This is a genomic window from Cupriavidus sp. 291-E7 (assembly GCF_057798835.1).
In genome coordinates, this window is record NZ_JBYOJV010000002.1 from 565,248 (window position 1) to 578,715 (window position 13,468).

Annotated in this window: 12 protein-coding genes; 6 read left to right on the forward strand and 6 right to left on the reverse strand. The window is 64.3% G+C overall.

Going from position 1 to position 13,468, the window contains the following annotated elements:
• Positions 1–34 precede the first annotated feature (34 nt).
• The 4 genes from moeA to AC3FLX_RS05655 all read right to left on the reverse strand — a co-directional run bounded on the left by moeA (position 35) and on the right by AC3FLX_RS05655 (position 6,496).
• Complete coding sequence (gene moeA, locus AC3FLX_RS05640; protein WP_488694597.1) at positions 35–1,321, reverse strand: molybdopterin molybdotransferase MoeA; 1,287 nt, start codon at positions 1,319–1,321, stop codon at positions 35–37.
• A gap of 37 nt (positions 1,322–1,358) precedes the next feature.
• A complete protein-coding gene (gene mobA / locus AC3FLX_RS05645; protein ID WP_488694599.1) occupies positions 1,359–1,970 on the reverse strand; it encodes a molybdenum cofactor guanylyltransferase MobA in 612 nt (203 codons plus the stop codon).
• A complete protein-coding gene (moaA, locus tag AC3FLX_RS05650; RefSeq protein WP_488694600.1) occupies positions 1,970–3,094 on the reverse strand; it encodes a GTP 3',8-cyclase MoaA in 1,125 nt (374 codons plus the stop codon). Before moaA ends, mobA begins: the two co-directional genes overlap by 1 nt.
• Positions 3,095–3,340: 246 nt before the next feature.
• Positions 3,341–6,496: an Rne/Rng family ribonuclease gene (locus tag AC3FLX_RS05655; protein WP_488694602.1), complete on the reverse strand. Its 3,156-nt coding sequence runs from the start codon at positions 6,494–6,496 to the stop codon at positions 3,341–3,343.
• 995 nt (positions 6,497–7,491) lie between these two features.
• On the opposite strand from AC3FLX_RS05655, the gene AC3FLX_RS05660 reads away from it, so the two are divergent.
• The 4 genes from AC3FLX_RS05660 (at position 7,492) to AC3FLX_RS05675 (ending at position 10,808) form a co-directional block, all read left to right on the forward strand.
• Entirely contained in the window at positions 7,492–8,493 is a 1,002-nt protein-coding gene (locus AC3FLX_RS05660; protein ID WP_488694730.1) for an RluA family pseudouridine synthase, read from the forward strand.
• A gap of 61 nt (positions 8,494–8,554) precedes the next feature.
• Complete coding sequence (locus tag AC3FLX_RS05665) at positions 8,555–9,214, forward strand: HAD-IA family hydrolase (protein WP_488694603.1); 660 nt, start codon at positions 8,555–8,557, stop codon at positions 9,212–9,214.
• Positions 9,207–9,602 carry a Rieske (2Fe-2S) protein gene (locus tag AC3FLX_RS05670; RefSeq protein ID WP_488694605.1) on the forward strand — a complete coding sequence of 132 codons (396 nt, stop codon included), beginning with the start codon at positions 9,207–9,209 and terminating at the stop codon, positions 9,600–9,602. Before AC3FLX_RS05665 ends, AC3FLX_RS05670 begins: the two co-directional genes overlap by 8 nt.
• Positions 9,603–9,641: 39 nt before the next feature.
• A complete protein-coding gene (locus tag AC3FLX_RS05675; RefSeq protein WP_488694607.1) occupies positions 9,642–10,808 on the forward strand; it encodes a S49 family peptidase in 1,167 nt (388 codons plus the stop codon).
• Positions 10,809–10,859: 51 nt separating this feature from the next.
• On the opposite strand, the gene AC3FLX_RS05680 is transcribed toward AC3FLX_RS05675, so the two are convergent.
• On the reverse strand, positions 10,860–11,591 hold the full coding sequence (locus AC3FLX_RS05680) for an SAM-dependent methyltransferase (protein ID WP_488694609.1): 732 nt from the start codon (positions 11,589–11,591) through the stop codon (positions 10,860–10,862).
• A 3-nt stretch (positions 11,592–11,594) separates the two neighbouring features.
• Positions 11,595–12,194: a Maf-like protein gene (locus AC3FLX_RS05685; protein WP_488694611.1), complete on the reverse strand. Its 600-nt coding sequence runs from the start codon at positions 12,192–12,194 to the stop codon at positions 11,595–11,597.
• A 165-nt stretch (positions 12,195–12,359) separates the two neighbouring features.
• On the opposite strand from AC3FLX_RS05685, the gene AC3FLX_RS05690 reads away from it, so the two are divergent.
• Positions 12,360–12,977: a YceD family protein gene (locus AC3FLX_RS05690; RefSeq protein WP_488694732.1), complete on the forward strand. Its 618-nt coding sequence runs from the start codon at positions 12,360–12,362 to the stop codon at positions 12,975–12,977.
• Positions 12,978–13,100: 123 nt separating this feature from the next.
• Complete coding sequence (gene rpmF, locus AC3FLX_RS05695; protein WP_008644820.1) at positions 13,101–13,280, forward strand: 50S ribosomal protein L32; 180 nt, start codon at positions 13,101–13,103, stop codon at positions 13,278–13,280.
• Positions 13,281–13,468 lie beyond the last annotated feature (188 nt).

Genomic DNA, 13,468 nt, shown 5'->3' on the forward strand with positions numbered 1-13,468 from the left:
TGACGCCCCGGTGCGAAATCAGCAGGGCGCGAAATCAGATCAGGCCATCGAACAAGATCACCTGCACGGTGTCGCCGGCTTCAACCGAACCTTGATCGTGATCGAGTACGACAAGGCAATTCGCCTCGCTCATCGAACGCAGCACGCCTGATCCTTGCTGGCCCGTCAGGCGAACCTCCAGGTTGCCGTCGGCGCCCGCCGCGACAATGCCACGCTGGAATTCCGTGCGCCCGGGTTTCTTTCGGATCGGCATCGTGGCTCGGACGCGAATGCGCGGCAGTGGCGCGATGTCGGCACCCATCAGGCGGTGCAGGGCGCCGCGCACGAAATGATAGAAGGTGACCATTACCGCCACTGGGTTGCCCGGCAGTCCAAACAGCACGGCTTTGTGGCCATTCGATGCAATCTGGCCGAAGGCCATTGGCCGGCCTGGGCGCATCGCAATCTTCCAGAACGTGACGTCGCCGAGCTTTTCCATGATTTGCTTCGTATAGTCGGCATCGCCAACCGACACGCCACCAGAGGTGATGATCGCGTCGGCGTTTTCGCAGGCACTCCGGAACGCCGCCTCCATGATCTCGGGATCGTCGCGGACCACACCCATATCGATCAAGTCCACATTGAGCCGGCGCAGCATGCCATGCAGCGTATATCGATTCGAGTCATAGACGCAGCCGGGGTCGAGCGGCTCACCAATCGAGCGCAGTTCGTCGCCGGTCGAGAAGAAGGCCACGCGGAGCCGGCGGCGGACTTTTATCTCGGCGACGCCAAGCGATGCCAGCATGCCCAGATCGGCCGGTGTCAGGATCCGGCCCGCGTGTAGTGCAGCCTGACCGCGCGCCAGATCCTCGCCACGCAGCCGGCGATTGTCGCCAGCGCGTACGGCGTCCGGCGCGAAGCGGATCAGGTTGCCACCAGCCTGGATTTCCACGAATTCCTGCGGGATCACGGTGTCGCAACCGGTCGGCATGATCGCGCCGGTCATGATGCGCACGGCCTGTCCCGCGTGCGCCTCGCCAGCAAATGCGTTCCCCGCGTACGCTGTGCCGATGACTTCCAGCGCGATACTGTCGTCGCCCTGTTTTAGCGCCTGGCTGGAGAATGCGTAGCCGTCCATCGCCGAGTTATCGTGCGCCGGCACGTCGATCGGAGAGATCACGTCCTGCGCCAGCACGCGGTCCAATGCGGCGCGAATCGTCAGTTGTTCGACGCCTTGCACCGGCTCCAGGACGTCGGCAATGATGGCATTGGCCTGGTCCACCGGCAGGGCAGTGGGGTCATAGTCGGACTGGCAGGAGATGACGGATTGCAACGAAGGCATGGCGCGTGGCGGCGATGAAGGGATTCTGGGAAGAAGTCTAGCCTGATCGTTGGTCTGCCTCGTGCTGGCGCAGCTCGTCAAGCGTGTTGATATTTGCAAAGGCCTGGGCATCCTCGAACACGACCTGCGCCAGGCGCTGGCTGGTCACCCAGCTTTCGATCTTGCGATTGCCGGCATCGACGTAGGCGCGCAGGCTGGCCGCGGCCGTGGCCGGCATCAGGCAAAACACCGGCTGCAATCGCTGGCGCCCGTCGGCGTCAACGGTCACCGGAACAGCCAGGTCGGCACCTTGTGCCTCGATGGCCTGGGTCAGGCGCGCTACCAGATCGGCAGGCAGGAATGGACTATCGCAGGGCGCCGTGACCATCCATGCCGTTTGGCACTGGTCCAGTCCCGCCAGCATGCCAGCCAATGGACCAGCGAAGTCTGGAATGGCATCGGCGACGACCGGGACGCCGAACGCGGCGTAGCGATCCGGATTGCGATTGGCATTGATCAGCAGCCGGCCGGTTTGCGGAACTAACCGCTGCAGCGTGTGCTGCACCATCGGCATGCCCTGGAATGGCTGCAGGCCCTTGTCCGTGCCACCCATCCGGCTGCCGCGGCCGCCGGCCAGGATCAGGCCTGTGATGTCGTCGCGCGCAATCATCAGCCGCCGATATACGACATTTCGATCTTGCTCTCGGCGCGCGCGGCGCGGATGGCGGGATCGCTGCGCTGCTCTGAATAGTTATCGGTGCGCGCCTGCCACACTTGGGCGATGGCGTTGCCAATGGCCAGGTCGCTATGTCCGTCGCGCAGCAGCGCCCGCAGATCGTAGCCTTCCGTGGCGAACAGGCACAGGTAAAGCCGCCCTTCGGTCGACAGCCGGATACGGCTGCAGTCGCCACAAAACGCGTGCGTAACGCTTGAGATCACGCCGATCTCGCCGTTGCCGTCGCGATAACGCCAGCGTTCGGCGGTCTCGCCCGAATAGTTGGCCTGTACGGCTTCCAGCGGGAACACCTCGTCGATGCGGCGCACGACGTCCGCCGAGGCCAGCACCTCGTTCATCTGCCAATGGTTGCTGGCGCCGACATCCATAAACTCGATGAAGCGGACGATGATGCCGCTTCCACGGAAATGCCGCGCCATTGGCACGATTTCCTGGTCATTGGTGCCCCGCTTGACGACCATGTTCACCTTGATCGGTGCCAGGCCGGCCGCCTGAGCCACTTCGATTCCGTGGAGAACGTCGCGCACGGCGAAATCCACGTCGTTCATTTTGCGGAACGTCGTGTCGTCGATGGCATCAAGGCTGACTGTCACGCGCGTCAGGCCGGCATCGCGCAGCGATTGCGCCTTGCGCGCCAGCAGCGATGCATTGGTGGTCAGTGTCAGGTCCAGCGGCTTGCCGGACGTCGTTTCGATGCGAGCCAGCATTTCCACGAGTCGCTCGATGTTCTTGCGCAGCAGCGGCTCGCCGCCGGTCAGCCTGATCTTCTCGACGCCCTGGGCGACGAACAGGCGCGCAACCCGCTCGATCTCCTCGAAACTCAGCAACTCCGAATGCGGCAGGAACGTGTAGTCCTTGTCGAACACTTCCTTCGGCATGCAGTAGACGCAGCGGAAGTTGCAGCGATCGGTAACGGAGATGCGCAGGTCATGCAGCGGCCGGCCCCGCGTGTCGGCAACGAGTCCAGTCGGTGCCAGAAGGCGCGATGGAATGCTCGGCACCATCGATCGGAATCGATGGTCACGCAGGTCGAGAATCGGGATGACAGTATCGGTCATGGCAGTGTGGGGCCACGGCCGTCTGGTGCGCGGGGCGCGCAGGGGCCGTTCTGTTTGCCATTCTAGCCGAGGGCGGCAATTCGCCGGGGTGCGACACTGTCGTGACAGAAGCACAGATTGAGGCAAGGCACAGCAGTACAGCGGGCGGTTTTGCGTCAAATCAGACTGCGCCAGGTCGGGTTGGCGGCACAAACGAAAAAAGGGACGGCAATCGCCGTCCCTTCTGGTTGTCCAGCCCGCAGCGGGTTACTGCTGCTGTTGCTGTTGCTGCTGCGCCATTTCGCGCTGGCTGCTACCGGTTTCCACCAGGACCATCGGACCTTCCGGCAGCGGAGGCAGCGGCTTGCGCTCGCGCGGGACGCGCGGCGCCGGCACGATGCGCGCAGCGGCTTCCTGCGCGGCGGCGTGCTTGACGCTGTCCGTCCGTACCCATTCGAGGCCGGCGGAGGCCAGCATCGATTCCAGTGCCGGCGTACTCGTGCTTGCCGGGGCCGGAACGGCCGCCGCTTGCACTGCTACTGCCGGAGCCGGTGCCGGTACTTCGACGGCGGCAAATGGCGTGGGCGCCACTTCCGGCGTCACGAAGACAGGCTCGGGAATGGCCGGGGCGGTTGCAACCGGTGCCGGTGCTTCCACTGCCGGGCGTTCATCGGCCTGGTACGCCGGGGCCGGCGTCACGACCGGAGCCGGTTGGGGCTGGGCCACGGCGGCGAAGACCGGTTCGGCGGCAGGTGCCGAAGCGATAGGCTCGGCTACCGCCGGCGCGGCCGGCTCGGTACGCACGACGGCGGCTGCTGCGACCACGGCTTCAACCGGAGCCTGGACCACGGCGGCTTGCGCTACCGGTGCGTGGACGGGCTCGGCCGGTTCGGCGAACTGGGCCACCGGAGCGGTTGCCGATGCCGATTCCTCTTCCGACTCGGTCACGCCGGCGCTGACTTCGGCCAGGTTGCCTTCGTTGACTTCGAGGCTGGTGCCTTCGTCGCGCTCGCGGCGGTAGCGGTTGCGGCCACGGCGGTTGCGGCGGCGGCGCTCCTCGCCTTCGCCTTCACCGGCTTCAGCGGTTGCGGCTTCCACACCCTGGGCGCCAGCCGGGATATCCAAGGCAGCGATGACGGCCGGCGCGGCATGGGCTGCTTCCAGCGCCGACTGCGGTGCAGCGCCTTCGACGTTCAGCGCTTCCTCGGTATCGCGTGCCTCTGCGCGCTCGCGCTGGCGTTCGCGTTGACGCTCGCGACGTTCCTGGTTGCGCTCGCGGCGCGCTTCGGCGCGCTCGGCCGGGGCGCCGGCCGGCGTGACGGCTGCCTGGCCTTCACGCGGCGCACGCGGCTGGCGTTCGCCGCGCGGCTCGCGTGGTTCACGTTGCTCGCGCGGTTCGCGTTGCTCGCGCGGCTCACCGCGTTGTGCTTCGGCGCGTTCGGTGCGCTCGCCACGCTCGCCGCGTTGGCCACGGCCCTGGCGCTCACCGCGCTCGCCGCGCTGTTCACCACGCTCGCCACGTTCGCCACGTTCGCCGCGACCCTGGCGGCCTTCGCCACGCTCACCACGCTGGCCGCGTTCGCCACGCTCACCACGGCCCTGGCGGCCTTCGCCGCGAGCCTGGGTTTCGGCAGCCGACTTCACCGGCTCGGCGGCAGGCGCCGGTGCCGGCTTCGTGCCAAACAGGCCCTTCAGCCAGGCGATGAAACCGCCGCTGGCCACGGGCTGCGTGGCCGGAGTCGGGCGGGCCGCGGCCGTTTCGGGCTTCGGTGCGCGCTCGGGGCGCGGGACGGAAACCGGTGCGGGCGCGTCGGGCGTGATGCCCTTGACGGCAGCTTCCTGGCGCGGACGGGCGTCTTCCTTCTTGCGGCTGCTGTAGCTGGTGTCGGCTTCCAGTTCCTTCGCGGCGGCCTCGGCCATGCGGTAGCTGGCGGTCGAATCTTCCAGACGCGGGTCGTCGTGGCGCAGGCGCTCCAGCTTGTAGTGCGGCGTTTCCAGATGCTTGTTCGGAATCAGCAGCACATTGACCTTGAAGCGCAGTTCGATCAGGTTGATGTCCTGACGCTTTTCGTTCAGCAGGAAAGCGGCCACTTCCACCGGCACCTGGCAGTGGATGGCGGCTGTGTTTTCCTTCATCGCCTCTTCCTGGATGATGCGCAGCACCTGCAGGGCGGACGATTCGGTATCGCGGATATGACCCGTTCCATTGCAGCGCGGGCAGGTGATGTGCGAGCCCTCGGACAGCGACGGACGCAGACGCTGACGCGACAGCTCCATCAGGCCGAAGCGGCTGATCTTGCCCATCTGCACGCGGGCGCGGTCGTGGCGCAGCGCGTCCTTGAGGCGTGTTTCCACGTCCTTCTGGGCCTTGCCGGACTCCATGTCGATGAAGTCGATCACGATCAGGCCACCCAGGTCGCGCAGGCGCAGCTGGCGGGCGATTTCGTCAGCCGCTTCCAGGTTCGTGCGCAGCGCGGTTTCCTCGATGTCCGCGCCCTTGGTGGCGCGGGCCGAGTTCACGTCGACGGATACGAGGGCTTCGGTATGGTCGATCACGATGGCGCCGCCGGAAGGCAGCATCACCATGCGCGAATACGCCGATTCGATCTGGTGTTCGATCTGGAAACGCGAGAAGAGCGGCACATCGTCCCGGTACTTCTTCACGCGGTTCATGTTGTCGGGCATGACCACGCTCATGAAGGCGCGGGCCTGCTCGTAGATCTCGTCGGTATCGATCAGGATTTCGCCGATATCGGGCTGGAAGTAATCGCGAATGGCGCGAATCACCAGGCTCGATTCCAGATAGATCAGCAGCGGGGCCTTGTTGTCTCCGGCGGCGCCGTCGATGGCCTTCCACAGTTGCAGCAGGTAGTTCAGATCCCACTGCAGTTCCTCGGCGGCACGGCCGATACCGGCGGTGCGGGCGATGATGCTCATGCCTTCCGGTACCTGCAGCTGCGCCATCGTCTCGCGCAGTTCCTGGCGGTCTTCGCCCTCGATGCGGCGCGACACGCCGCCGCCGCGCGGGTTGTTCGGCATCAGAACCAGGTAGCGGCCGGCCAGCGAGATGAACGTGGTCAGGGCTGCGCCCTTGTTGCCGCGTTCTTCCTTTTCCACCTGGACGATCAGTTCCTGGCCTTCATGCAGCGCATCCTGGATGCGCGCATTGCGCACGTCCACGCCATCCTTGAAGAAGGCGCGAGCCACTTCCTTGAAAGGCAGGAAGCCGTGGCGCTCTTCGCCGTAATTGACGAAGCAGGCTTCCAGCGACGGCTCGATGCGGGTGATGACACCCTTGTAAATATTGCCCTTGCGCTGTTCGCGCCCGGCAGTTTCGATGTCGATGTCGATCAGTTTCTGTCCATCGACGATCGCGACGCGCAACTCCTCCTGTTGCGTCGCGTTAAACAGCATGCGTTTCATCGCAATACCTCACTCCAGTGTCGCAGGCACGCTATGGGTCATGAATGGGTCATGCCCGCGACGGTCCAGGGAGCACGCGAGGAAAGAGAGCGAGGGCGGGAGAATTGCCTAAGTTGCCGTCGCGTTTTGCAACGCAGGCGGCTGGGCGCGGGTGAAAGGAGAGGCTGTCGGCGTCCGGTCATCCGCAATAAGGCTGCGGCGGGTCCGCTGCTGGATAGGGAGAGGGCAAATGGGCACTGCTCCTGATGCAGCGATATCTGGCGGATGCCGGCGGGCCGGGGGCGAGGGGTGGCGGTCAGCCGTGCCAGCGGCACAGGCAACGCTACCTCATCGCAGCCGGGGCCGGGATGGCCAGGACGCGTCAAAGAGCAATCATCCGGACGCAGCAGTTGCATGCCATTGCCAATCTGACCTGTCCGCTGGCGGGCGCGCCGCTGCTTCTTCGCGTTCTGCGCTCGGGCGCCTGCGTCGAATCGTCGAACTACGACGACCATCGACGGATCGCGGCCGATACTGCAGGTCAGATGGCAGGGTGTCTCCTGCCGGGCCGGCACCGGTTCCCGGTGCGGGCGGTCTTCTCTCACCGATGTGGATGCCTGTTCTGTTGCCGGCACCCACACTGAATTCTTTTCTACCTGAACACTCTGTTTCCACGTGTCGGCCGGCTGATTGCCGAAGCTGCCTCTGGGCGGCTTCCTGCGCGCCGGCGCGGCGCGTGCGTGCTGCTGATTGCCACCATTTGCCTGTCTGGCGCCTGCGGGGTACGCAACATGCGGGAGACGGGCCGGGCTGGCGGCAACCCGAAGTGTAAAATGCGGAATCTCGCGCGGATACTGGTGGGACTACCCAAAACAATTGCCGGGTCGTCCTGCATATTCCGTTCCGGTTTGCCGCAAAATGGCTGGCATTCCGGTTGGGGTTCGCGCCAAACATCGCTTACACAGGTCGCACACTCCCGGTCTTTGGCTGGGAATGGCTGGGAAATTATATTGAAAATGAATGAGTTACGCCATCAAATTGAAACGGAGCCGCGTTCCCGCGCGAGTGGACTCCAGGTGGCGTATGTCACGATCGACGAGAGTTCGGAAGGTCAGCGCATCGACAACTTCCTGCTCAAGGTGGCCAAGGGCGTGCCCAAGAGTCACATCTACCGGGTATTGCGTTCCGGCGAAGTGCGGGTCAACAAGGGGCGGATCGATGCCACTTACCGGCTGAAGCTGGGCGATGTGGTGCGGATACCGCCGATGCGTGTGGCGGAAAAGGCGGCTGGCGACGCCGCCTATGTGCCGGCCGGCGAGTTTCCGGTGCTGTTCGAAGACACCCATCTGCTCGTAATCGACAAGCCCGCGGGCGTGGCCGTCCACGGTGGTTCGGGCGTGGCCTTCGGCGTCATCGAGCAATTGCGGCGCGCGCGTCCCGAGGCAAAATTCCTGGAGCTGGTGCACCGCCTGGATCGGGAGACCTCGGGAATCCTGGTGCTGGCCAAGAAACGGTCGGCGCTTGTGAACCTGCACGAGCAAATGCGCGGCAATGGCATGGACAAGCGCTACTTTGCCTGTGTGGCAGGCGAATTTCCGAACGCGCGCCAACACGTGAAGCTGCCGCTATATAAGTACAGCACGGCCGACGGTGAGCGGCGCGTGCGTGTGCAGGCTGACGGGTTGCCATCACACACGATCTTCAACCGCGTCAAGGCGTTCGAGGGATACACCCTGCTGGAGGCCGAACTGAAGACCGGCCGTACGCACCAGATCCGCGTGCACCTGCAGTCCACGGGATTCCCGATCGTCGGTGATGAGAAGTACGGCGATTTTGCGCTCAACAAGGCACTTTCACGGAGCGGGGCGAATCCGGGCATCAAGCGGATGTTCCTGCACGCGCATCGGCTGACGTTCGTTCATCCGAATACCGGTGCGCCGACCACGGTATCGGCACCGCTGCCTGCTGAATGTGTTGAGTTTTTGCAACAATTGACGCCGCTTGGGGCCGCCCAGTGAAGACTGGCGCACGCGCCGTAACCTATATCCGCAACACTTTCCGCATCGACCAAGGACCTCAATGGCCAGGCAGCGCTTCGACCTGATCGTTTTCGACTGGGATGGAACCCTGATGGATTCCACGCCCACCATCGCCAAGTGCATTCAACTGGCCAGCCGCGACCTGGGCTTGCCGGTGCCTGACGACAGCGCTGCCAGCCACGTCATCGGCTTGGGCCTGAAGGATGCGCTGTCCTACGCCGTGCCTACGCTCGACCCGGTGGATTACCCGCGCCTGGCCGAGCGTTATCGCTATCACTTCCTGACGCGCGATGCTGAACTGGTGCTGTTCCAGGGCGTGCGCGAGATGCTCGAAGCGCTTCACGCCGAGCACTATTTCCTGGGTGTCGCCACCGGCAAGACCCGGGTGGGGCTGGAGCGTGCGCTGGCCAGTACCGGCCTGGGCAAGTTGTTCGATGCCACGCGCTGCGCGGATGAGACATTCTCGAAGCCGCATCCGGCCATGCTGCATGAGCTGACGCGTGAACTGGGCCAGGACATCGGGCGCACTCTGATGATTGGCGATACGACGCATGACCTGCAGATGGCGATCAATGCCGGTGCGCAGGGGTTGGGAGTATGCTACGGCGCACATCCCGCCGATTCGCTGCGTGCGATGTCGCCGGTGCATTGCGCCGCCTCGATTGCCGACCTGCAGGAGTGGCTGCTCGCGAATGCCTGACCGCAGCCTGGAGCCACGCCGGCTGTGCGCGGCGGAAGAACTGGTCGACGGCGGCGCGGGCGTGCGTTTCACCGTGCGCGTGGCGACCGTGCCGTCGGCACGCGACATCGGCGCATTCGTGATCCGCTACGACGGTGTGGTACACGGCTACCTGAACCAGTGCGCCCATGTTCCGATGGAGCTGGACTGGCAGGAAGGGCACTTTTTCGATAGTGCGGGCCTATACTTGATGTGCGCGACACATGGCGCAACCTATGCGCCGGACACCGGCCTGTGCGTAGGCGGCCCTTGCCGGGGCGCTGCGTTGGCCAAACTCCGAATCGAGGAACGGGAGGGCGCCGTCTACTGGCAGCCCGAAGCCCCTTTTTTTTCGCCCGACGCCAGCTGAGCGGAGCCGGGTCATCGTTTGACGCTTGAGTCCACCTGCATGACAGAACAGCAAAAACCGCCATCGCCATCCGATCAGCCGGGTCAAGCCGACCAGCAACCCGAGGCGCCAGCCACGCGCGACGAGAAACTCGAAACGGTGAAGCGCGCCGACTTTCCGCTCGAAGAGGAGCTGAAGGCGGGAGACGACGCCGCACGGCGCGAGGCCGACGAACGTCGCTCACGCATGGCCGGCACGGCCAGTACGCCGGTGGGTACGAGCGGTGCCGGCGGTGGCTGGGAGCGCGATGTCCTGGAAAAGGTGTTGCTGGCCAGTCTGCGCGAACAACGCGCGGCGCGGCGCTGGAAGATCTTCTTCCGCCTGGTCGGGTTGGGCATCCTCGCACTGATCCTGTTCGCGATCATCGACTTCAAGGGCGACGGACTGACCAGCACCAGTGGCCGCCACACGGCAATGGTGACGCTGGAAGGGGAAATCGCGGCCGGCACGCCAGCCAGCGCGGAGTCCATCAACGCATCGCTGCAGGCGGCGTTTGCCGACACTTCGGCAGCGGGCGTGATTCTGAAGATCAACTCGCCGGGCGGTTCGCCGGTGCAGGCCGGCATCATCAATGATGAGATCCACCGCCTGCGCAAGATCTATCCGGACAAGCCGTTCTACGTCGTGGTGGAGGAAATCTGCGCGTCGGGCGGCTATTACGTGGCCGCGGCGGCCGACAAGATCTACGTCGACAAGGCCAGTATCGTCGGGTCGATCGGCGTGCTGATGGACGGCTTCGGTTTTACGGGATTGATGGACAAGATTGGCGTGCAGCGGCGTCTATACACGTCGGGATCCAACAAGGGCATGCTCGATCCGTTCTCGCCCGAGGTGCCGCGTCAGAAGGTATATGCCGAGTCGATGCTCAAGCAGATCCACCAGCAGTTCATCAACGTAGTCAAGGAAGGCCGCGGCGACCGGCTCAAGAGCGACCCGGAACTGTTCTCGGGCTTGTTCTGGTCAGGCGAGCGTGCCGTGGAACTGGGTCTGGCTGACGGTCTGGGCAGCGCGGACTTTGTGGCGCGCGACGTGTTCAAGGCCGAAGACATCGTCGACTACACCGTCAAGGAAAACATCGCCGAGCGCGTGGCCAAGCGGTTTGGCGCGGCGGTGGGATCCGCTGCGATGAAAGTGATGCTGAGCGTCAACGCGCCGGTGGTGCGTTAAGCGTGCAAGCGGCCCCCTCCCGCGACGGGAACGGGGGCCTCCGGCTGCTGGTTACTGTGCCAGCAGCGAGAAAATCGCCGGGCGCTTGTGCAGTTCCAGGCGATCCGGCCGCCAGGCCGAGATCGGCAGCGTGACAATGGTCTCTGACGGCAGCGTCAGGTCTACGGCAATCGACAGCAAGGTCGTGCCCGAGCAATGCTGGCGTAGCGCTTCCAGCAACGCCCCGTTGCGATATGGCGTTTCGATCCACACCTGCGTTTGCTGCGCCTTGCGCGATCGTTGCTCCAGATCGCGCAGTTTCTTCGCGCGCTCGTCGGCATCCACTGGCAGGTAGCCATTGAACGCGAAGCTCTGGCCGTTCAGGCCCGATCCCATCACGGCCAGCAGAATCGAGCTGGGGCCCACCAGCGGCCGCACTTTGATACCCCTCGAATGAGCGAGTCGTACCAGATCGGCGCCAGGGTCGGCCACGGCCGGTACGCCGGCCTCCGAAAGCAGTCCGCCATTCCGGCCGGCGGCGATGGGATCGAGTAGCGCGCCCAATGCATCGGCCTTGGTATTGACGTTCAGCTCGCGGATTTCGATCTGCTGGATTGCGTGGGCCAGTGGGGCGGTTTCGCCGAGCTTCTTCAGGAATGCGCGCGCGGTCTTGGCGTTTTCGGCGACAAGGTAGTCCAGTTGCGCGGCAATCTGCTGCACGCCGGCGGGGATGACGTCGATCACCGGGTCGTGCTCGTCGCGCTTGCCGAGGGTGTTGGGAATCAGGAAAAGCGTGCCAGCCATGAGTCAGGCTCCAAAGAACGGGTAGCCGGCCTGGCGCAGCATGCCGGTCAGCGCGATCAGCGGCAGGCCGATCAATGCGGTGGGATCGTCCGATTCCACGCGGGAAAGCAGCGCGATACCCAGTCCTTCGGCCTTGGCGCTGCCGGCGCAGTCGTAGGGCGTCTCGATGCGCAGATAGGCATCCAGCTCCGCATCGGTCAGGTCGCGGAACGTGACGAGTGTTTGTACGTCGGACAATTGCGCTACGCCGGTGCGGCTGTCGAGCAGGCAAAGGGCGGAGTGAAATGTGACGGTGTTGCCACGCATCAGCTGAAGTTGCGCCAGCGCTTTTTCATGGGTGCCGGGTTTGCCAATCTGCATGCCGTCGAGCGTGCAGACCTGGTCGGATCCGATGACCAGTGCGCCTGGATGTCGCGCGGCGATGGCTTCGGCTTTCAGGCGCGAGAGACGCAATGCGGTGCCATCGGGGCGTTCGCCGGGCAGCGGGGTTTCATCGATATCGGGCGTTGCTACCTCGAATGGAATCTGCAGGCGCGCCAGCAGTTCGCGGCGGTATGGGGAGCTCGACCCGAGGATCAGGGTAGGGCGGGCGTCGGAAGACATATATATAGGCGTGCGCAAGAAAGCGATGAAGAACGGGCGCGGTTCGCGCGGTGGTTCGTATACTTTGACCGTTCCGGGAAATTCCACGTATAATCGCGCGTTTGGCTGCACAGGCACATGCGTTGCCGATTGTGTGTGGCGAACAAGGCATTACTGCGATTCAGTATGAGTCAGCCGACCCAGCCAACGGCGTCCGCCGTGGCCTTCGACCTGCGTGAAACCGATCTCTTCGCCTTCTGCCGCAAAGGTGGCAATGTGGCGGGAGAGGTGCCAGTGCGCGATTTGCCGCGCATCTTAGCCGAGACGGCAGCCGATGCGCCAGCATCGGCCGCGGATGAGGCTTTTGCGTACACCTTGAGCGGCTTTACGCGTGAAGAGGCTGTTGAACCCGGTGCGCCGGTATCGCAGCGCCTGTTTATCGACGTGACGGTGAACGGCCGCGTCTGGCTCGATTGCCAGCGCTGCCTGGGCGTGTATCCCGAGCCGGTCGCAACGAAGATGTGTTTTGAAGTGGTGGTCAGTGAAGCGGCCGCCGACGAGGCACCGATGGATGACGACGAACTCGACGTGATCGTGGGTTCGAAGAAGTTTTCGGCGCTGGAACTGATTGAAGATGAAGTGCTGTTGGCGTTGCCGACGGCACCGAAGCATGTGGTCTGCCCGACGGTTCACGACTCGCTCGTGACCGGCGCAGACGGCGAGGTGGAGCCCGAGGCTGCACCCGAGGAAGAAAAGCGGCCATCGCCCTTCGCGGCGCTGGCTGGCCTGAAGACCAAGCACTGAAGCCGCGCGGAGCGTGGCCGGTGGCAGGGCTTCATGGTAGTTGGTCAAGCATCCGGCCGGGCCCCGGCTACGCCTTGCGCAGGATGCGTGTGTTAATATCGCAAAATTCTCGAAGGAGTCATCATGGCTGTTCAACAGAACAAGAAGTCGCCGTCCAAGCGCGGCATGCATCGTTCGCACGACCATCTGTCGGTTGCGCCCCTGGCCGTTGAGCCGACCACGGGCGAAACCCACCTGCGTCACCACGTGAGCCCGAACGGCTACTATCGTGGTCGCAAGGTCATCAAGACCAAGAACGACTGACCAGGTCGTCTGGCGTGACCGTGTGTCTCGCTCGCGCACGTTGTCAGGTGTAAAACAGGAAAGCGGCAAGCTCGTTGCCGCTTTTTTGTTGGGCGCTCGGCGCCCGCACGGCAGCGTATCCGCGTGTCCGGCTGGTTGCGCCCCCGCGAACCAATGCGGTGGGTGCCGGCGCGCTTTCCGTATCAGGA

What these genes read in the sequence shown, in the direction of transcription:
- moeA (WP_488694597.1), bottom strand. Translation starts at nt 1,321, where the DNA reads ATGCCTTCGTTGCAATCCGTCATCTCCTGCCAGTCCGACTATGACCCC.
- mobA (WP_488694599.1), bottom strand. Translation starts at nt 1,970, where the DNA reads ATGATTGCGCGCGACGACATCACAGGCCTGATCCTGGCCGGCGGCCGC.
- moaA (WP_488694600.1), bottom strand. Translation starts at nt 3,094, where the DNA reads ATGACCGATACTGTCATCCCGATTCTCGACCTGCGTGACCATCGATTC.
- AC3FLX_RS05655 (WP_488694602.1), bottom strand. Translation starts at nt 6,496, where the DNA reads ATGAAACGCATGCTGTTTAACGCGACGCAACAGGAGGAGTTGCGCGTC.
- AC3FLX_RS05660 (WP_488694730.1), top strand. Translation starts at nt 7,492, where the DNA reads ATGAATGAGTTACGCCATCAAATTGAAACGGAGCCGCGTTCCCGCGCG.
- AC3FLX_RS05665 (WP_488694603.1), top strand. Translation starts at nt 8,555, where the DNA reads ATGGCCAGGCAGCGCTTCGACCTGATCGTTTTCGACTGGGATGGAACC.
- AC3FLX_RS05670 (WP_488694605.1), top strand. Translation starts at nt 9,207, where the DNA reads ATGCCTGACCGCAGCCTGGAGCCACGCCGGCTGTGCGCGGCGGAAGAA.
- AC3FLX_RS05675 (WP_488694607.1), top strand. Translation starts at nt 9,642, where the DNA reads ATGACAGAACAGCAAAAACCGCCATCGCCATCCGATCAGCCGGGTCAA.
- AC3FLX_RS05680 (WP_488694609.1), bottom strand. Translation starts at nt 11,591, where the DNA reads ATGGCTGGCACGCTTTTCCTGATTCCCAACACCCTCGGCAAGCGCGAC.
- AC3FLX_RS05685 (WP_488694611.1), bottom strand. Translation starts at nt 12,194, where the DNA reads ATGTCTTCCGACGCCCGCCCTACCCTGATCCTCGGGTCGAGCTCCCCA.
- AC3FLX_RS05690 (WP_488694732.1), top strand. Translation starts at nt 12,360, where the DNA reads ATGAGTCAGCCGACCCAGCCAACGGCGTCCGCCGTGGCCTTCGACCTG.
- rpmF (WP_008644820.1), top strand. Translation starts at nt 13,101, where the DNA reads ATGGCTGTTCAACAGAACAAGAAGTCGCCGTCCAAGCGCGGCATGCAT.